Origin of the sequence: Aurantimonas sp. Leaf443 (assembly GCF_001425575.1) — a bacterium.
GTDB lineage: Bacteria > Pseudomonadota > Alphaproteobacteria > Rhizobiales > Rhizobiaceae > Leaf443.
In genome coordinates, this window is sequence record NZ_LMRD01000001.1 from 128946 (window position 1) to 148371 (window position 19426).

Genomic DNA, 19426 nt, shown 5'->3' on the forward strand with positions numbered 1-19426 from the left:
GGGCGAAGCTTTAGGCGCGGGCGCGGGGCGGCGCAATCGCGCTCCGGTTCGAGGCGGGCCGTCAGCCCTTCTCCTCGAAGAGGATCAGGACGGAGCGGGCCGGCACCACCAGCGGGCGCCCTTCCTCCAGCGCCGCGGGTTCGGCCTCCGGGCGGTCGGAGCGAAGATGCAGCACGAAGCGGTGGCCGCGCCGGCAGGGCAGCGGCGTGACGCTCGCGTCGGCACGCCCCGCATTGAGATAGACGAGCGCGTGCTCGCTGGCGCGGTGGGTGCTCTTCTCCGCCGGCGCATAGAGGCTCATGCCCAGAAGCCGGCGGCCGGGATCGCTCCAGTCGGCCTCGCCGAGCGGTGCGCCGTCCTCGCGCAGCCATTGCACGTCGGGCAGCGTCTGGCGGCCCTTCGGCCTGCCGGTGAGGAAGGCGTCGGCGCTGAGCGCGGGATGCTCGCGGCGAAGGCGGGACAGGCGCCCGACGAAGGCGGCGAGTTCGAGATCGGCGTGGCGCCAGTCGATCCAGCTCGTCTCGTTGTCCTGCGCATAGGCGTTGTTGTTGCCGCCCTGGCTGCGGCCGAGTTCGTCGCCGGCCGTCAGGAGGATGTTGCCGCGCGCGACGAAGAGCGAGGCCAGAAGCGCCCGCACGTCGCGCCCGCGCGCCTCGCGGATCGCGGGATCGGCCGTCGGCCCCTCCGCGCCGTTGTTCCAGGAATGGTTGTCGCCGTGGCCGTCGCGATTGTCCTCGCCATTGGCCTGATTGTGCTTGAACGCATAGGAGACGAGGTCGGCGAGGCTGAACCCGTCATGGGCGGCGAGGAAGTTCACCCCGCGCGAGGGTCTGGCGGCCTCCTTGCCGAAGAGATCGGCCGAGCCGGCAAGGCGCGTGGCGAGCGCGCCCACCAGCCCGTCGTCGCCGCGCCAGAAGCGGCGCAGGTCGTCGCGGAACCGGTCCTGCCATTCGAGGAAGGGGGCGGGGAAGTTGCCGACCTGATAGCCGCCCGGCCCGATGTCCCAGGGCTCGGCCACGTGGATCCGGTCCTTGAGCACGGGGTCGGCGAGAAGACGGGCGAAGAAGGGCGCGTCGCGGCTGAAGCCCGAGGGCAGGCGGCCGAGGACGGGCGCCAGATCGTAGCGGAACCCGTCGATGCCGCAGGCCTCCACCCAGGTTCTCAGGCTCTCTTCCATCAGGTCGGCCACGGCCGGCCGGTCGAGCGCGAACGTGTTGCCCGTGCCGGTGTCGTTGACGAGCCGGCCGGCGTCCTCGCCGGCATGGCGGTAGTAGAGCGCGTTGTCGAGGCCGCGGTAGCACACGGTCGGCCCGTGCTCGTCGCTCTCGCCCGAATGGTTGAGGACGACGTCGAGGAGGACGCGGATGCCGCGCGCATGCAGGGCGTCGACCACGCGGCGCACGTCGCCGAGCCCGCCGGGCGCGAGGCGCGGGCAGGGCGCCATGTGGGTGATCGGGTTGTAGCCCCAGGCATTGGTCAGCCCGAGCCGCGTCAGGTGCCGCTCGTCGAGCGCGGCGGCGAGCGGCATCAGCTCCACCGTCTCGACGCCGAGCGTCGCCAGATGGTCGAGGAGCGGCGCCTCGCCGAGCGCCGAGACCGTGCCGCGCAGGCGCTGGGGAATGTCGGGATGGCGCTGCGAGAGCCCGCGCACCAGCACCTCGTAGGTGAAGCCGGGCGCGGCGAAGGGCAGGGGCTCGGCGTCGCGCGCCAGCGCCACCGCGATGGCGCGCGGCACGAAGGGGCCGCTGTCGATGTCGCGATGGGGCGGGGCGGCAAGTTCCGGCCTGTAGACGAAGGGCCGGTCGAGCCGCGTCGCGTAAGGGTCGACGAGGAGCTTGGAGACGTCGAACCGGTGCCCCTGCGCCGGCTCGAAGGGCCCGCGCGCGCGAAAGGCGTAGCGCGTGCCCTCCGGCAGGCCGGGCGCGAAGCCGTAGCGCACGTGGCCCTCGCGACCGGGCAGGCGCAGGCGCGAGGTCTCGCGCGTGCCGTAGTCATCGAAGAGGCAGAGCATGACCTCGTCGGCATTCTGCGAATGGACGGCGAAGGCGATGCCATCGGCCTCCACGCTCGCGCCGAGCTTTTTCGGGCGCCCGCGCTCGGCGGTCAGCCGCACCGGTCCGTCCATCGCCATGCGCCGCTCGCTCAGGTCACGACGTCCGGCGCGGTGCGCCCCGTGCGCTTGGTGATCTCGCCGATTGCGTCCGCCGTCTGGATGAGTTCGGCCAGCGCGCGCTGCGGCGCCTCGCCATGGCGCGCGGCGTCGGGCTCGTAGCGCTCGATATAGACGCGCAGCGTCGCCCCGTGCGTGCCCGTGCCCGACAGGCGGAAGACGATGCGAGAGCCGCCGGAGAAGACGATGCGCACGCCCTGGCCGGTGGAGATCGAGTTGTCGACCGGGTCGCGATAGGAGAAGTCGTCGGCCTCCGAGACCACGAGCGTGCCGAAGCGCTGGCCGGCCATCGAGGCGAGGCGGTCGCGCAGCGATTCCATCAGCCCCTCGGCCGCCTCCTTGTCGATCTCCTCGTAGTCGTGGCGCTGGTAGTAGTTGCGCCCGAACTCGGCCCAGTGGGCGGACAGGATGTCGGCGACGCTCTCGCGCCGCACGGCGAGGATGTTCAGCCACAGGAGAACGGCCCAGAGCCCGTCCTTCTCGCGCACGTGGTCCGAGCCCGTGCCCGCGCTTTCCTCGCCGCAGATCGTCACCTTTCCGGCGTCGAGGAGATTGCCGAAGAACTTCCAGCCGGTCGGCGTCTCGAACATGCCGAGGCCCCGCTTCTGCGCCACGCGGTCGGCCGCCTGGCTCGTGGGCATGGAGCGCGCGATGCCGGCGATCCCGCCCGCATAGCCCGGCGCCAGATGCGCGTTGGCCGCCAGAACGGCGAGCGAATCGGAGGGCGAGACGACGACGCCCCGGCCCACGATCAGGTTGCGGTCGCCGTCGCCGTCGGAGGCCGCGCCGAAATCCGGCCCGCCCTTGACCATCAGCTCGTCGATCAGCGCCTTGGCATGGACCGCGTTCGGATCGGGATGGCCGCCGCCGAAATCCTCCAGCGGCTCGCCGTTGATCACCGTGCCCGCGGGCGCGCCGAGGCGGTTCTCCAGGATGTCCTTCGCATAGGGGCCGGTGACGGCATGCATGGCGTCGAAGCGGATGCGGAAGCCGGAGGCCAGCAGCTCGCGGATCGCGCCGAAGTCGAAGAGCGTCTCCATCAGCGAGGCATAGTCGGCGACGGGATCGACGACCTCCACCACCATGTCGCCGAGGCGCGTCTCGCCGAGCTTGGAGATGTCGGGCGCGGTCTGGGCGATGATGCGGAACTCGGTCATCGCCAGCGAGTGGCGGTAGATCGCCTCGGTGATCTTCTCCGGGGCGGGGCCGCCATTGGCGATGTTGTACTTGATGCCGAAATCGCCGTCCGGGCCGCCGGGATTGTGGCTGGCCGAGAGGATGATGCCGCCGGCCGCCCGGCGCTTGCGGATGAGGTTGGAGGCGGCGGGCGTCGACAGGAGGCCGCTGCGCCCCACCACGACGCGCCCGTAGCCGTTGGCTGCGGCCATGCGGATGGCGGTCAGGATGACCTCGCGGTTGAAAAACCGCCCGTCGCCGCCGATCACCAGCGTCTCGCCGCCGTCCGGCTTGGCCGCGTCGAAGATCGCCTGGATGAAATTCGCGGCGTAATGCGGCACCTGGAACCGCGTCACCTTCTTGCGCAGGCCGGACGTGCCGGGCTTCTGGTCGTCGAAGGGCGTGGTCGCGACGGTCTCGATCATGGCTCTGGGATCTACTTCTGCAGGAGGTCGCGATAGAGGGCGGCGTATTGGCCGGCGCTGGCCGTCCAGGACACGTCGGTGGCAAGGCCGCGCGCCTGCATGGCCTGCCAGGCCTCGGGCTCGCGGTAGAGGGCGACGAGCCGGTCGAGCGCGTCGGACAGGCCCGCCTCGCCCGGTTCGAAGATGATGCCGGTGGCGACGCGGGCGCGCGTCGCGGCGAAATTGGCGTCGATCACCGTGTCGGCCAGTCCCCCGACGCGCGAGACGACGGGCACGCAGCCGTAGCGCAGCGCGCAGAGCTGGGTGAGGCCGCAGGGCTCGAAGCGCGATGGCACGAGGATCGCGTCCGCCCCCGCCTGCAGGCGGTGCGAGAGCATCTCCTCGTAGCCGATCCGCACGCCGATCGCGCGGGGGTGGCGGGCATGGGCGGCGTGGAACGCGCCCTCGATGGAGCGCTCGCCCGAGCCGACGACGACGAGGCGCAGCCCCTTGGCGACGAGCGCCTCGCAGGCCTGCGCCACGAGATCGAGCCCCTTCTGCCAGGTCAGCCGGCTGACGATGCCCAGGATCGGCCCGTCGCCGGGCGCGAGGTTGAACTCGGCCTCGAGCGCCCGCTTGTTGGAAACGCGCCGATCGAGCGAGGCGCCGTCGTAGCGCTCGGCGATGGCCGGGTCGCTCGCGGGGTTCCAGACGTCGGTGTCGATGCCGTTGACGATGCCGTGCAGCGCCTCGCGGCGCCCGTTCAGGAGCCCGTCGAGCCCCATCCCGTCCCGCGGCGTGAGGATCTCCTTGGCATAGGTGGGGCTGACGGTCGTCAGCGCGTCCGCCGCGTGCAGGCCGCCCTTCAGGAAGCCGACGGCGTCGTAATATTCGACGCCCTCGAGGGACCAGGCCGTGTCCGGCAGGCCGAGCCCGGGGAAGACGGCGCGGGCGAAGGCGCCCTGGAAGGCGAGATTGTGGATGGTCAGCACCGTCTTCGGCCGCCGCTCGCCGGAAAAGGCGAGATAGACGGGGGCGAGGGCGGCCTGCCAGTCATGCGCGTGCACGATGTCGGGCCGCCAGCCCTTCAGCGCCCCGAGGCCGATCCGCGCGGCGACCTCCGCGAGCGCGGCGAAGCGGCGCCAGTTGTCGGGATGGTCCTCGCCGGTCGGGCCGGAATAGGGGCCGCCCGGCCGGTCGAAGAGATGGGGCGCGTCGAGGACGATGAGCTCGAGCTCGCCGAGCTTCAGGGGCAGGAGGCGCGCCGGTCCGCCGAAGAGGTCGGCGATCTTCAGGAGCGCGCGCGCGCCCGGCTTCACGGCCGCGCGCACCGCCGGATAGGCCGGCATCAGGGTCCGCACCGCCACGCCATGCGCCGAGAGCGCGAGCGGCAGCGCGCCCGCGACGTCGGCGAGCCCGCCGGTCTTGACCAGCGGGTAGAGTTCCGAGGCGACGGCGAGGACCTTGAGGGTCATCGATGCAGGAGCCGGTCGATCATCGGCTTGGTGACGAGGCAGATGCCGGACTCGGTGCGCCGGAAGCGCTGGCCGTCGAGTTCGGGATCCTCGCCGATGACGAGCCCGTCGGGGATGATGACGCCGCGGTCGACGACGGCGTTCTTCACCCGCGCGTGCCGGCCGATCTGGCAATGCGGCAGGATGACGGAGTTCTCGACATGGCTGAAGGAGCGCTGGCGCACGCCGGTGAAGAGGAGCGAGCGGTTGAGCGAGCCGCCCGAGATGATGCAGTCGCCCGAGACGAGGGAGGAGACCGCGTAGCCGCGCCGGCCGTCCTCGTCATGCACGAACTTCGCCGGCGGCACGGTCTCGGCATAGGTCCAGATCGGCCAGTCGCGGTCGTAGATGTCGAGCGGGGGCACCACGTCGGTGAGGTCGATATTGGCCTGCCAGTAGGCGTCGATCGTGCCGACGTCGCGCCAGTAGGCCTCGCCCACCGGCTCGTCGGCCGAGCGCACGACGGAGCGGTTGAAGCGGTGCGCATAGGCTTTGCCGTGGCGCACGATATGCGGGATGATGTCCTTGCCGAAGTCGCGGTCCGAGGTCGGGTCGGCCGCGTCGCGGCGCAGCTGGTCCATCAGGAAGGTCGTGTCGAAGACGTAGATGCCCATCGAGGCGAGCGCCGTGTCCGGTCGTCCGGGAACGGCCGGCGGGTCCTTGGGCTTCTCGACGAAGTCGGTGATCCGGTACTCGGTGTCGACATGCATCACGCCGAAGCCGACCGCCTCCATGCGCGGGACCTCCAGGCAGCCGACGGTGACGTCGGCTCCCGTGTCCACGTGCTGCTGGAGCATCAGCTCGTAGTCCATCTTGTAGATGTGGTCGCCCGCCAGGATCACGATGTAGCGCGGCGCGTAGTCCTCGATGATGTCGATGTTCTGGTAGACCGCGTCGGCCGTGCCCGCATACCACTGGTCCTCCGACACGCGCTGGCTGGCCGGCAGGATGTCGAAGCTCTCGTTGCGGCCCGGCCGCAGGAAGTTCCAGCCGTTCTGCAGGTGCCGGATGAGGCTGTGCGCCTTGTACTGCGTCGCGACGCCGATGCGGCGGATGCCCGAGTTGATGGCGTTGGAGAGGGCGAAGTCGATGATGCGGGTCTTGCCGCCGAAATAGACGGCGGGCTTGGCGCGCACGTCCGTCATCTCCATGAGGCGCGAGCCGCGCCCGCCGGCGAGCACATAGGCCATGGACTCGCGCGAGAGCGATGCGATTCTTCGGCGGTCCGCCATGTCCAGTCCTCCCGAGACTCTTTTACCCGGCCGGTCGCCGAAGGGCGCGGTGCGCCGATGGCGCCCGCGGCTCGGTTCTCTTCCGGCCCTTGGGGGGATTGGGGGTGCGAACGGGGGGGCTGTCAAGCCGGCGCGGGCGCCGAGGCCGCGGCGGGCGTGAAACTCCCGCGGGAAAACCGCGGGCGGAAGCGCCGGAGGGCGCGGCGGGCTCGGTCCAGGGCCCGCCGCGCCGCCGTTTTCAGGCGCCGGGACCGGCCTTCCAGATGTCGGCCGCATACTCGCGAATCGAGCGGTCGGAGGAGAACCAGTGCATGCGGGCCGTGTTGTGGACGGCCTTGGTGTGCCAGTCCGACTGGTCGCGATAGAGCGCGTCGAGCTTGCGCTGGGTCTCCCAGTAGGCCTGGAAGTCGGCGCAGATCATCCACCAGTCGTTGTTGAAGAGATTGCCCACGAGCCCGTGGTAGCGCGACGGCTCGTCCGGGCTGAAGACGCCCGAGGAGATGGCGTGCAGCGCTTCGCGCAGGAGCGGCGAGCTCTCGATGATCGAGCGGCCGGAATGGGCCTCCGCGCGGCGCTTGGCGACTTCGGGCGCCGTCAGGCCGAAGATGAAGATGTTCTCCTCGCCCACATGCTCCAGCATCTCGACATTGGCCCCGTCGAGCGTGCCGATGGTCAGCGCGCCGTTCAGGGCGAACTTCATGTTGCCGGTGCCCGACGCCTCGAGGCCGGCCGTCGAGATCTGCTCGGAGATGTCGGCCGCCGGCATGATGATCTCGGCGAGCGAGACATTGTAGTTCGGGATGAACACGACCTTCAGGAGATCGCGCACCGACGGATCGGAATTGATGATCCGCGCCACGTCGTTGGCCAGATGGATGATCTCCTTGGCCTGCGCGTAGCTCGGCGCCGCCTTGCCGGCGAAGATCTTCACCCGCGGCGTCCAGTCGAGGTCGGGCCGCGAGCGGATCTGCTCGTAGAGCGCGATCGCCTCGATGATGTTGAGGAACTGGCGCTTGTATTCGTGGATGCGCTTGACCTGGATGTCGAAGATCGCCTCCGGGTCGAGCGTGATGGCGAGGCGCTCGGAGACGACGTCGGCGAGCCGCTGCTTGTTGGCGCGCTTCACCGCGGCGAACTTCTCGCGGAACGCGGCGTCGCCGGCCATCCTGTCGAGATCGGCGAGGCGCGCGATGTCGTCCTTGAAGGCCGGGCCGATCGCCTCGGTCACGAGGCTCGTCAGGCCCGGATTGGACTGCATCAGCCAGCGGCGCGGCGTGACGCCGTTGGTCTTGTTCTGGATGCGGTCGGGATAGAGCTCGTGCAGCGCGCGGAACACCGTGTCCTTCATGAGGTCGGTGTGGAGCGCGGAGACGCCGTTCACGGCATGCGAGCCCACGAAGGCGAGCTGGCCCATGCGCACGCGCTTGCCGTTGCCCTCGTCGATCAGCGAGATGGCCGAAACGCGCCCGCCGTCGAAGCCGCGCTCCTGCGAGGCCTCGCGGATGACCGCGGCGTTGATGGCGTAGATGATCTGCATCTGGCGCGGCAGGAGGCGCTCGAAGAGATGCACCGGCCAGTGCTCCAGCGCCTCGGGCAGGAGCGTGTGGTTGGTGTAGGAGAAGGTCGCCTGGGTGATCTCCCAGGCTTTCGCCCATTCGAACCCGTGCACGTCGACGAGAAGGCGCATCAGCTCGGCGACGGAGACGGCCGGATGCGTGTCGTTCAGCTGGATGGAGACCTTGTCGGCAAGGTTCGACAGGTCGTCGTTCTCCGAGAGGTGCCGGCGCAGGATGTCCTGCAGCGAGGCGGAGGAGAAGAAGTATTCCTGGCGCAGGCGCAGTTCCTGGCCCGCCTGATGCGAATCGGCGGGATAGAGGACGCGGGTGATCGCCTCGGCCTTGTTGGACTCCACCAGCGCGCCGATATGGTCGCCGGAATTGAAGGCGTCGAGCAGGATCGGGTCGAGCGCCTGCGCGCTCCACAGGCGCAGCGTGTTCACGCGGTTGCCGCGCCAGCCGACCATCGGCGTGTCGAAGGCGACGGCGAGCACCCGCTCGGACGGGCGCCAGACCTGGCGCACGGGGCGGCCGGGCTCCTGGAAGGCACTGACCTTGCCGCCGAAGCCGATCTCGTAGGCGAGCTCGCGGCGCTCGAACTCCCAGGGGTTGCCGTGGACGAGCCAGGTCTCGGGCAGTTCCACCTGCGCGCCGTCGGCGATCTCCTGGCGGAAGAAGCCGTGAACGTAGCGGATGCCGTAGCCGAAGCCGGGCACGCCGGTCGTCGCCATGGATTCCATGAAGCAGGCCGCCAGACGCCCGAGACCGCCATTGCCGAGCGCGGCGTCCGGCTCCAGGAGTTCCACCATGTCGAGCTTGACGCCGAACCGGTCGAGCGCCTCGCCGACGGTCTGCGTGAGGCCGAGATTGTCGATCGCGTCGCGCAGGAGGCGCCCGATCAGGAATTCCATCGACAGGTAGCAGACGCGCTTGGCGCCGGCTTCCTTGGTCTCCTGCGCCGAATGCATCCAGCGGTCGATGATGCGGTCGCGCACGGCGAGCGTCGTGGCGTGCAGCCAGTCGTAGCGGCGCGCCTCGGCGGGCGTCTTGCCGATCGAGTAGGTCAGCCGCTCGACGATCTCCGAGGCCAGCGTGTCGGCGTCGTTGACGCGCAGGGCCGGGCGCGCCACCGAGGTCGGCGTCTCGATCTCGTCTTCGATCTTCACGGTCGCGGAACTCATGCCTGTCTCATCCTTCGGATCGCCTCGACCAGCCCCGCCGTGGAGGCGTCGCGGCCCTCTGGTGTCGCCTTGCCCGTGACCACCGGAACGAGGGCGTTGGCAAGTTCCTTGCCGAGCTCCACGCCCCACTGGTCGAAGGCGTTGATGCCGTAGAGCGCCGCCTCGACGAAGACGCGGTGCTCGTAGAGCGCGATGAGGCGCCCGAGCGTCGCGGGGTCGAGGCGGTCGTAGAGAAGGGTGACCGAGGGCCGGTCGCCGGGAAAGGTGCGGTGCGGGGCGAGGCGCTCGGCATCGCCCTGCGAGCGGCCGGCCGCCAGCAACTGGCGTCGCGCCTCCTCCATCGAGCGGCCGCGCATCAGCGCCTCGCTCTGGGCGAGGCAGTTGGCAAGGAGAAGGTCCTGATGGACGTTCATCTTCGGGCCCTCGTGGGCGTTCGCCCCGACCATGAACTCCACGGGCACGACGGCCGTGCCCTGGTGCAGGAGCTGGAAGAAGGCATGCTGCCCGTTGGTGCCCGGCTCGCCCCAGACGACGGGGCCGCTGACGCTGACCGGCTCGCCGTCGAGCCCGACGCGCTTGCCGTTCGATTCCATGTCGAGCTGCTGGAGATAGGCGGGAAAGCGCGAGAGGCGCTGGTCGTAGGGAATGACGGCGCGGCTCGCATGGCCGAGGACGGCGTGGTGCCAGTAGCCGACGAGGCCGAGCAGGACCGGCAGGTTCTCACGCGGCGGCGCGTCGCGGAAATGCAGGTCCATCTCGCGCGCGCCGGAGAGGAAGGCTCGGAAATTCCCTTCGCCGACGGCGATCATCAGCGGCAGGCCGATGGCCGACCAGAGCGAATAGCGCCCGCCGACCCAGTCCCAGAAGCCGAAGATGCGCGCCGCGTCGATGCCGAAGGCGCCCACCTTGTCGAGCGCGGTGGAGACGGCGGCGAAATGGCTGCCGACCGCCGCCTCGCCGAGCGAGGCGACGAGCCACGCCCGCGCGGTGGCGGCGTTGGTCATGGTCTCGATCGTGGTGAAGGTCTTGGAGGCGACGACGACGAGTGTGCGCGCGGGATCGAGGCCTTCGAGCGTGTCGGCGATATGGGCGCCGTCGACATTCGAGACGAAGTGGCAGCGCGGACCGTCGTGATAGGGGGCGAGCGCCAGCACCGCCATCACCGGCCCGAGATCGGAGCCGCCGATGCCGATATTGACGACGTCGGTGATCCTCTCGCCGGTCGCGCCGGTGACGGTGCCGGCCCGAAGGCCCTCGGCGAAGCGGCCCATCGCCGCGAGCACTGCCTCGACGTCCCCGCCGACGGGCTTGCCCTCGGCCTCGTAGCCGTCCTCGGGGCGCCCGCGCAGCGCCACATGCAGCACCGAACGGTGCTCGGTTGCGTTGATCGGGGCGCCGGAGAACATCGCGGCCCGCTTCTGCGAAAGTTCGCAGCGCTCGGACAGGGCGACGAGCGCGTCGAGCGCCGCCGCGTCGAGGCTCGTCTTGGAATAGTCGAGGAGGAGGTCGCCGAGCCGCGCCGAGAAGCGCCGGAAGCGCTCGGGGTCGGCGGCGAACAGCGCCTTGATGCCGCGCTCGCCGGCCTGTCGGCCAAGCTCGGGCAGCCGGTCCGCGGCCGTTTCGTCGGAGGCTGAGAAAGTTGCGTTCATCCCGTCCCGTTCCGTGCCTGCATCGCTCGATCCGGCCAGCCTCTTACGCATCCGACATACGCTTGGCAAACGCGGCGCCGGTCGGGTGCGCGCTGTCTAGGCAGAACGGGAGACTGCCTCGTTTCCGTCCTCCCGTCCATCGCGGAGACGACCGGACGGGGAAATCCGTGGCTCAATCGACGGGGCGGCGCGGGCCTCGCGCCCTTCGCCTTCCCCTGGGACAATCCTTACGACGCGAGTTGCGAAGAAACGACGAACGGCGCGGGCGCGCCGTTTGCCGCGTTTCTAGAACTCGCCCTCGTAGAACACGCCGACCTGGCCGCCGCCGGTGGCCGACACGGCGCCGCGCGCCTTCAGCCCGCCGCCGAGCTTCAGGTCGATGGAGACCTGGCCGGTGGAATCGACGCCGAGATAGGTGTTGTCGTTGAGATATTTGCCGACGCCGACCGCGGTCTGCCCGTCGGCGGTCGTCTTGATATCGAGATCGTCGACGCCGAGCTGGGCCCGCAGGTTCTCCAGAAGCCCCGTCGAGCCGCCGACCCCTGCCAGCGTGGCCGCCGCCTCCGCGAGCTGGGCGATCTGCAGCGGCGAGAGATCGGCCGTGCCCTGGCCGAAGATCAGGCGCGCCAGGACCTCGTCCTGCGGCAGCGCCGGTTCGGACGAGAAGGTGAAGCTCGGATCGTTGGCAGGTCCCGTCACCGAGATCGAGACGGTCACGTCGCCCGTGTCGGAGGTCGCCAGGAGATCGAGCGTCGGCACGAGCCCGCCGGTGAAGGTGAGGATGCCGCGCTCGAAGTCGAGCCGGCGCGACAGGACGCGGAAGCGCCCGCGCTGCAGCTCGAACCCGCCGACGATGGAGGGCGAGGCCGCCGAGCCGGTGATGCGGATGGACCCGCCGAGCTCGATGTCGAGGCCACGACCGCGCACGAAGACGCGGGACGGCGCGTTGAAGGTGAGGTCGAGATCGATGCCGCCGCCGCCGCCGCCGGAGCGACCCTTGGGGAAGAGCTCCTCCTGCTGGCGATAGACGGCGGGCCGGGCGTTGCGATGCGTCACGTCGATGCGCGCCAGCGAGGTCGGCAGGCGCTCGGGCACGATCACGTCGATCTCGCGCGCGTTCAGCGTGCCCGACAGGCGCGGCGTGCCGGTGAGGGGGCCCGTCAGCGCCAGATCGGCCGAGAGCTGGATCGACAGGAGATCGCCGTCCGCATAGCGCCCGTCGACGATCTGGACCCGGATGTCCGCCTCGAAGGGCGGGCGCAGCGCCACCGAGCCGCCGACGGCGATGCGCCCGCCCGAGGCGAGATTGGCCGAGAAGGCCCCGATCGTCGCGCGGTCGCCGTTCAGCGAGATGGTCGTGGAAATGTTGTTGATGGCGAGATTGGTGCCGGTGTCCACGAAGCGGGCGCCCGCCGTGGAGACGGTGCCGGTGACGTTCGGCTGCGTCGCCGGTCCCGCGATCCGCGCGTCGATGCGCACCGTGCCCTCGATGGAGCGGCCGCCTTCCGCAAGGATCCGGTTGGCGAGGGCGAGCGGCGCCGTGCCGTTCACCGCCAGATCGAGCTGCGGGGCGCCGGCCAGGGTCACAGAGCCCGCGGCCGTGAGCGCCAGCCCGCTGCCCGAAAGGCGCGTGTCGGTCGTGAGCCGGCGGTCGGCGAAGCGCCCGGTCGTGGTGATGGCGAGCGCGCCGACGCCCGCGTCCCGCGTCTGCTGGATCGAGACGCCGCTCGCGCGGATGTCGTAGGCGGCGACCGGGTTGGAAGGCGAGCCCGACACGTTCGCCGTGCCCGAGATCGTGCCCTGCGGGGCGATGCCCGGGGCGAAGGAGCCGGCGATGGAGGCGGGAAGGTCGGCGATGGCGATGTCGAGGTCGAGCGCCTGCGCCCCGGCCGAGCCCGTGGCGCTGATCGTGCCGCCGCCGACGCGAACCTGCGCGGCCGACAGCTGGACCGTGCCGGCGCGATAGGTGCCGGCCGCATTGGCGTTGACCGCCGGCGCGCCGGCGGCCCGTCCCTGCGCCACCGAGATGGCGTCGGCGCGAAGGTCGAAGCGGGCATCGGGGTTGGACAGCTGCCCGGTCGCCGCGGCCGTGCCCGAGACCGTCCCCTGCGCGCCGAGCCCGTCCACGAAACCGTTGGCGAGGCCGACCGGCACCGTGTCGAGCGTCACGGCGATGTCGAGCGTGCGCCCGACGCGGCCCGTCGCGACGATGGACCCGCGGCCGATGTCGACGCGCGCGTTCGACAGGTCCGCGCTGCCGTTCTCGTAGGTGCCGGCGACGTTGAGGCTCAGCGGCGCGACGCCGGACTCGGCGATCTTGCGCGTGGTGATGCCGCTGCCCGAGACGTCGAACCGTGCCACCGGGGCGCCGAGCGTTCCGCTCGCCCTGGCGCTGCCGGTGAGCGCGCCGCGCGCCTCGAGCCCCTCCACGAAACCGTTGGCGAGGCCGACGGGGAGGCGGTCGACCGTGAGGTCGAGGTCGAGCCTGTCGCCGATCGTGCCGGTGGCGCTCAGCGAGCCTTCGCCGACCGTGACATTGGCCCGCTCGATCGTGGCGCTCGCCGCGCCGTAGCGGCCGGCGACGTCGAGCGTCAGCGGCGCTATGCCCGAGCGCTTGATGTCGGCCGTCGTCAGCCCGGCGCCCTGCAGGGCGAAGACGGCGGAGGGGTCGGACAGCGAGCCCGTCGCGGTGCCCGTGCCGGTCAGCGTGCCTTCCGCGCCGAGCCCTTCGACGAAGCCGTTGGCGAGCGCCACGGGCAGGCGTTCGAGGGCAAGCGAAAGGTCGAGCCGGCGCCCGACCGTGCCTTGCGCCGTCAGCGAGCCGTCGCCGACGCTCACGCGCGTGTCGCCGAGCGTCAGCGTGCCGTCGGCGAGCGTGCCGGACGCCGTGAGGTCGAGCGGCGGCACGCCCTTCTCTGCGATGTCGCGCGCGGTGATGCCGCTGCCGCCGAGCTGGAACCGCCCGGCGGGCGCGGCGAGCGTGCCTTGTAGGTCGGCTGTGCCCGAGAGCGTGCCGCGAGCGTTCAGGTCGGGCACGAAGCCGTTGGCGAGCGCGACGGGGAAGGCGTTCAGCGCGAGATCGAGATCGAGCGTGCGTCCGACCGTGCCGCTCGCCTGGAGCGAGCCCTCGCCGACATTGACGACGGCCGTCTGGAGGCTCGCCGTGCCGTCGGTCGCGGTGCCGGTGAGGCGCAGCGACAGGGGCGGCGTGCCCGAACGCTCGATCGCCGCCGTCGTGATGCGCGTGCCGGTGATGTCGAACGCCCCGTCCGGCGCGGTGCGCGGGCCTGTGGCCCTCGCCGTGCCCGAAAGGGTGCCGGAGGCGTCGAGCCCCGGCACGAAGCCGTTGGCAAGACCCATCGGCAGGTCGGTCATGGCGAGGTCGAGATCGAGCGTGTCGCCGATCGTGCCGGTCGCCGTCAGCGAGCCGTCGCCGACATTTACCCGGCCCTCGTCGAGCCGCACGGTGCCGGCGTCGTAGCCGCCGGCGACGCGCAGTGTCAGGGGAGCGATGCCGGCCTCGGCGATCTCGCGGGCGGTGATCGCGTCGCCGGCGAGGCGGAAAGTCGCGACGGGCGCCGCGCGCGGCCCCGTCACGTCGGCCTCGCCCGACAGCGTGCCGGAGGCCTCGAGACCCGACACGAAGTCGTTGGCGAGGGCGGCGGGCAGGTCCGCGAGGCGGATGTCGAGGTCGAAGGTCTCGCCCACCGTGCCGCTCGCCTCCAGCCGCCCCTCGCCGATCGTCGCGCGGGCGGTGTCCAGGGCGAGGACGGCGTCTCGGTAACTTCCCCTGGCGTCGAGCGCGATGGCCGGAAGCCCGGCGCCGCGCGTCTGGCCGGTGGAGAGGTCGCGGCCTTCGAGGGCGAAGCTCGCCTGCGGCGCGTCGGCGGCACCGGTCACGCTCGCCGTGCCCGTCAGCGTGCCGCGGGCGTCGATGCCGGCCACGAAGGGGGCGGCGATGGCCGCGGGCAGGCGGTCCAGGACAAGCGCCAGATCCAGCGTCTCGCCGCTCGTGCCCGAGACGCTCGCCGAGCCGTCGCCTGCATCGAGGCGGATCGTGCCCAGAGTCGTCGTCCCGTCCGCGATGCGGATGCTGGCGGGCGCGGCGAGGCGCAGCGGCGCGTCGGGAATGGCGGCATTGAGCGTCGACAGGTCGAGCACCGTCTCGCCCGGCGCGACGCGCGCCGTGCCGGCGAGCGCCACGGGGATGCCGTTCAGCGCGGCATCCGCCTCGAAGGCGTTCGCCTTCGTCTCGCCCGCGCCGGTCGTCGAGAGGCGCAGGTCGAGATCGGCGGCCGTCACCGTTCCGGCCGCGAGCGAGGCGGCCGTCACCGTGCCGTCGGCGGTCGGGATGCCCAGATAGTCCGACACGGCGAGATCGATACGGGCATCGGCGAGATCGGCGCCGGAAACCGAAAGGGCGCGCGTCGTCAGATCCACGGCGGCGACGGGCGTCGCGTCGGCCTCGACGCGAAGGTCCACCGTGCCGTTGACGTCGCCGGAGGCGGCGAGGCCGCCGAGCGCCGCGAGCGGGCCGATGTCCTCAACCGCGACGGTCAGGGTGCCGACGGGCGCGAAGGCTTGCGTCAGCTGCAGCGCCCCGGTGATGGCGTTCGGGCCCTGGCGGATGGCGATGTCGGAAATCCGACGCTCGCCGTTCGCAAGCGTCTCGAGATCGGCCTCGCCGGTCAGCGGCTGGCCGTCCAGCGTGCCGGAGATGCGCAGAGACCCGGTCGGGGCGGCGCTCGCCAGCGTGCCGCGCGCCTCGACCTCGAGGTCGGCGAGCTCGCGCCCGTTGATCGACAGGCCGTTGCCCGAAAGCGCGAGATCGACATCGGGCTGGTCGCTCGGCCCGCTGGCGGTGAGGCGGAAGTCGGCCGCGCCCGAGAGCGCCGAGGTCACCGCGCCGCTGTTGGCGATGCGGCCGGCGATATCGGCGCTCACCTGGTCCTGTGCGAGCTGCGCCTGTCCCGTCACGGTCAGGCCTTCGCTCGCGACGGAGAGCGTCGTCGCCGAAAGCGCGCCGTCCGCTGCGCGCGCGACGCGCCCGCCGACGCTCGTCTCGTCGCCGGCGATGGGCACGAGGGCGGCGGAGAGCGCGGAGGTCTGGAAGCGGCTGTCGAGCGTCAGGTCGAAGACCGAGAAGTCGAGCGCCGCCGTGCCGTTGACGCCGAGCCGGGCCGTCTCCGTCACGGCCTCGCTCGGCTCCAGCGTCAGGCCGGCCGGCGTCAGCGCGCCGTTCAGCGCGATCCGCACCGGGCCCGTCAGGAAGCGCTGCTGGAGCCCTTCGGGCGCGCGGAAGGTCGCCGCCTCCGCCGTCAGCGACAGGGGCCCGCGCAGCGCGCGCAGGTCGAAGCTCCGGCTCGTCGCGCGCGCGTTCACGGTCTGCGCGCCGTATTCGCCGGAGGCGAAGGCGCCAAGACGGGCGGAGAGATCCACGTTGGCGGCGGTGAGCGCGCCGGAGAGGCGCGCGTCCATGCCGGCGAGCGAGAGCGTCGTGCGGTTCGGCTCGGCGCCGAATGCGAGCGGGATGGCGCCGCCGCCCGGCGCCGCCAGCGCCAGCGTCAGATCGTTGCCGGCGCCCGAGAGGTCGAGCGTGCCGGCGGCGTCGAGCGCGAGCGCGTCGGAGGCAAGGCGGCCGGTCTCGATGCGATAGGTGCCGTCGGCGGCGAGGAGGACGGTCGCATCGAGCGCGGTGGAGCCGGCGAGATAGGGCTTCACGCTCTGCGGCACGAAGCGCTCGGCCGCCACGTTCAGGGACAGAGACACGCGCCGCCCTTCGGCGCCCTGGGTGGCGCGCGCCGTCAGCGTCGCGGCCTCGGTCGCGCCCACCGAGAGCGCGCCGTTCGCCATGAAGTCGGACAGGGGGCCCGCGCCCTTGATCGACAGGTCGACGGCCGGCCGGTCCGCGAGGTCGAGCAGCGTCGCCACGAGCCCGCCCTGCGGCTCGCTGGCGGCGATGTCGAGCGTCAGCTGGTTCTCGTCGGGCGCGAAGGCGACGTTCAGCGCGATGCGGCCGGGCTGGTCCAGCCGGTCGATCGTGGCGCGCAGCGTCAGGTTCGTCGGGTCGGCGGCGAGACGCAGGGCCGCGTCGGCGCGCAGCCGCGCCCGCGTGCCGGCGATGGCCTCGCCGAGCACGAACTCGCCGATCGTCAGCTTGCGGATGTCGGCGGTGATCGAGGGCAGCGAGAAGCCCGAGCCCTCGCTGTCCGGGCTCTCCGGCTGCCCGGTCGGCAGCCGCTCCAGCACGATCTGGCCGGCGGTGAGGCTCTCGATCGAGACGTTCGAGCGCACGAGGGCGAGCGGCGACCAGTCCATCGCGAGATCGCGCGCCGTCAGGAACACGCCCTGCGGATCGGAGGCGGTGACGCTCTCGATGCGCAGGTTGCCGGTGAGGGCGCCCGACAGGCCCTCGATCTCCACCGTCATCGTGTCGGACGAGAGCAGCTTCTCGATCTGGTCGGCGACGAAGCCCTGCGCGGCGGCCGGCCGGGCACCGGGCCCGGCTGCGGCGAACAGGAGGGCGAGGAAAGCGAGGGCGAGGGAACGCAGCATCATCAGAAGGCCTGCCCGATACCGGCATAGATCTGGTAGGAGGCGTCGCGCGGACCCGGATCGAGCGGGATGCCGACGTCGAGCCGGATGGGGCCGAAGCTCGTGAGGTAGCGGGCGCCGAGCCCCGCGCCCATCTTCAGGTCCGAGAAGCTCGGCACGTAGTCGTCCGACACCGTGCCGAAGTCGAGGAAGGGCACGATCTGGATCGTCTCGGTCACGCCGATGCGCGCTTCCACCGAGCCCTCGAACACGGTGAGCCCGCCGGTCGGCGTGTCGGTGAAGTCCTCGTTGAAGCCCGAGCCTTCCGGCACGAAGTCCGGGAAGTAGGGGCCGATCGACTGGAACTCGTAGCCGCGCACCGAGCCGCCGCCGCCGGCATAGAAGCGCCGGTCGTTGGGGATGTCCTCGAGGTCCGCGCCGAAGATCGTGCCGTAGCCGAGCCGGCCGGCCAGGATCAGCCGGTCGCTGTCGGTGAGCGAGAGATAGGCCGAGCCGTCGAGCCGGGTCTTGGCGAAATAGGCTTCGCCGTCGAGCGTCGCCGTCGGCTCGAACAGGGCCTTGGCGAGGAAGCCCTCGGTCGGGTTCAGCGCGTTGTCGCGGTTGTCGAACGTGTAGGTCAGGGGCACGGAGAGGAGCGTGTAGCCCTTGGTGCCGGTATAGTCGGTGATCTCCTCGTACTCGGCCCGCACGATGGCCGAGGCCTTCTGCGTCTTGTCGATCTCGTACTCGACGCCGCTCGTGGCGGCGTAGGAGAGACGGTCGTAGGCCAGCGGCTGCTCGCGCTTCAGCTCGAGCGAGCCGATATAGACGGAGTCGGGCCCGAGCACGCCGGGCTTCTTGAACACGAGCGAGGCGGAGAAGTCCGGCTCGGTCGTCTCGCGCGCCTGCTCGCTCACGGCCGTCGCCCCGATGCGGCTGACGGCGGCGTCGAAGCGCAGCGATTCGGCGCGTCCGAAGAGGTTGCGATGGCCGATATAGCCGGAGGCGCCCGCGCCTTCCGTGTTCGAATAGGTCGCGCCCGCGCCGTAGAAGCCGAACTTGCGCTCGCCCACCTCCACCTGCACCGGCAGCGTGCCGTCGGCCTCCTGGGCCTTGGCCTCCTTGACGGTGACGGAGGAGAAGACGCCGAGCTTGAGGAGGCGGTCGCGCGCGATGTCGAGTTCCTCGGGCGAGAAGACCTTGCCCGCCTCCACGCCCGCCATGTAGGCGACGAAGCCCGGATCCACCGCCTCCGCCCCGTCCACATAGGTCGCGCCGAAGGGCACGCGCGGGCCGGGCGAGAGGTCGATCGTATAGTCCAGACGGTCGCGCGCGGCGTCCGCGATCACGTCGCGCCGCGTCACGGCCACGAAGGGCCGTCCGTCGTCGCGCAGCGCCCGCAGCATCTTGGCCTCGCCGTCGAGCACGTCGACCGAGGCGGCCGAGCCGCCGGTCGTGAGGTCGTACTGCGCGGGATCGACCGGCAGGCCGCCGGCCGAGACGCGCACCTGGCCGAGCGCGTAGACCGGGCCCGGCTCGACGCGGATCGAGACGGGCACCGGGCGCGAGCGGTCGAACGTGGCGTCGGGCGCCAGCGTCTCGATGTCCCGCCCCTCGATGAAGATGCGCGCGATGCCGTCGTAGCGGGCGTTCTCGAAGAGGGCCGCCACGAGGCGCTTGCGGTCGTTGCGCGCCTTGGACAGCAGCCCGAGCGAGCCGGAGACGGGCGCGTCGGCGTCGGAGACGAGCGTCGAGGCCTTGTTCAGCTCCTCCTGGAGCCCGGCGACGTCGCCGGGGCCGGGCTGCACGGTGAGGGAGACCTGGTAGGAGAGGGGATCGACGACGTCCTCGCCCTCCTCCTCCGCGCTCTCGAAGATCTTGAAGCCGAAGATCTCGAACGCGCCCGCGGGGCTCGCGCCGATCGGCCCCGACAGCGCCAGGGCGAGGCAGAGAGCCAGCGGGAGCTTCGCTCCGGATCGGTCGGTATCGTGCAAGACGCGCCACTCTCAA

General features: G+C 71.4%; 8 protein-coding genes. All 8 read right to left on the reverse strand.

Translation table 11 applies throughout. The annotated features are described in order from the left end of the window. Positions 1-61 precede the first annotated feature (61 nt). The 8 genes from glgX to ASG48_RS00580 all read right to left on the reverse strand — a co-directional run bounded on the left by glgX (position 62) and on the right by ASG48_RS00580 (position 19410). Entirely contained in the window at positions 62-2131 is a 2070-nt protein-coding gene (gene glgX, locus ASG48_RS00545; protein WP_244486659.1) for a glycogen debranching protein GlgX, read from the reverse strand. A gap of 11 nt (positions 2132-2142) precedes the next feature. Beyond that, positions 2143-3771 carry an alpha-D-glucose phosphate-specific phosphoglucomutase gene (locus tag ASG48_RS00550; protein ID WP_055843810.1) on the reverse strand — a complete coding sequence of 543 codons (1629 nt, stop codon included), beginning with the start codon at positions 3769-3771 and terminating at the stop codon, positions 2143-2145. 11 nt (positions 3772-3782) lie between these two features. After that, the gene (gene glgA, locus ASG48_RS00555) at positions 3783-5225 is read right to left on the reverse strand and encodes a glycogen synthase GlgA (RefSeq protein WP_055843811.1); all 1443 of its coding nucleotides are present in this window, start codon (positions 5223-5225) and stop codon (positions 3783-3785) included. After that, complete coding sequence (glgC, locus tag ASG48_RS00560) at positions 5222-6496, reverse strand: glucose-1-phosphate adenylyltransferase (RefSeq protein WP_055843813.1); 1275 nt, start codon at positions 6494-6496, stop codon at positions 5222-5224. The genes glgA and glgC overlap by 4 nt, the downstream gene beginning before the upstream one ends. 238 nt (positions 6497-6734) lie before the next feature. Continuing rightward, on the reverse strand, positions 6735-9233 hold the full coding sequence (locus ASG48_RS00565; RefSeq protein WP_055843815.1) for a glycogen/starch/alpha-glucan phosphorylase: 2499 nt from the start codon (positions 9231-9233) through the stop codon (positions 6735-6737). Continuing rightward, positions 9230-10882: a glucose-6-phosphate isomerase gene (gene pgi, locus ASG48_RS00570; RefSeq protein WP_082529145.1), complete on the reverse strand. Its 1653-nt coding sequence runs from the start codon at positions 10880-10882 to the stop codon at positions 9230-9232. Before pgi ends, ASG48_RS00565 begins: the two co-directional genes overlap by 4 nt. 285 nt (positions 10883-11167) lie before the next feature. After that, complete coding sequence (locus tag ASG48_RS00575; protein WP_055843818.1) at positions 11168-17440, reverse strand: translocation/assembly module TamB domain-containing protein; 6273 nt, start codon at positions 17438-17440, stop codon at positions 11168-11170. Further along, positions 17440-19410: an autotransporter assembly complex family protein gene (locus ASG48_RS00580; RefSeq protein ID WP_244486660.1), complete on the reverse strand. Its 1971-nt coding sequence runs from the start codon at positions 19408-19410 to the stop codon at positions 17440-17442. The genes ASG48_RS00575 and ASG48_RS00580 overlap by 1 nt, the downstream gene beginning before the upstream one ends. Between the last annotated feature and the right edge of the window lie 16 nt (positions 19411-19426).

Excerpts from the sequence above, each read along its gene's own strand:
- glgX (WP_244486659.1), bottom strand. The coding sequence starts at position 2,131 with ATGGCGATGGACGGACCGGTGCGGCTGACCGCCGAGCGCGGGCGCCCG.
- glgC (WP_055843813.1), bottom strand. The coding sequence starts at position 6,496 with ATGGCGGACCGCCGAAGAATCGCATCGCTCTCGCGCGAGTCCATGGCC.
- ASG48_RS00565 (WP_055843815.1), bottom strand. The coding sequence starts at position 9,233 with ATGAGTTCCGCGACCGTGAAGATCGAAGACGAGATCGAGACGCCGACC.
- pgi (WP_082529145.1), bottom strand. The coding sequence starts at position 10,882 with ATGAACGCAACTTTCTCAGCCTCCGACGAAACGGCCGCGGACCGGCTG.
- glgA (WP_055843811.1), bottom strand. The coding sequence starts at position 5,225 with ATGACCCTCAAGGTCCTCGCCGTCGCCTCGGAACTCTACCCGCTGGTC.
- ASG48_RS00575 (WP_055843818.1), bottom strand. The coding sequence starts at position 17,440 with ATGATGCTGCGTTCCCTCGCCCTCGCTTTCCTCGCCCTCCTGTTCGCC.
- ASG48_RS00550 (WP_055843810.1), bottom strand. The coding sequence starts at position 3,771 with ATGATCGAGACCGTCGCGACCACGCCCTTCGACGACCAGAAGCCCGGC.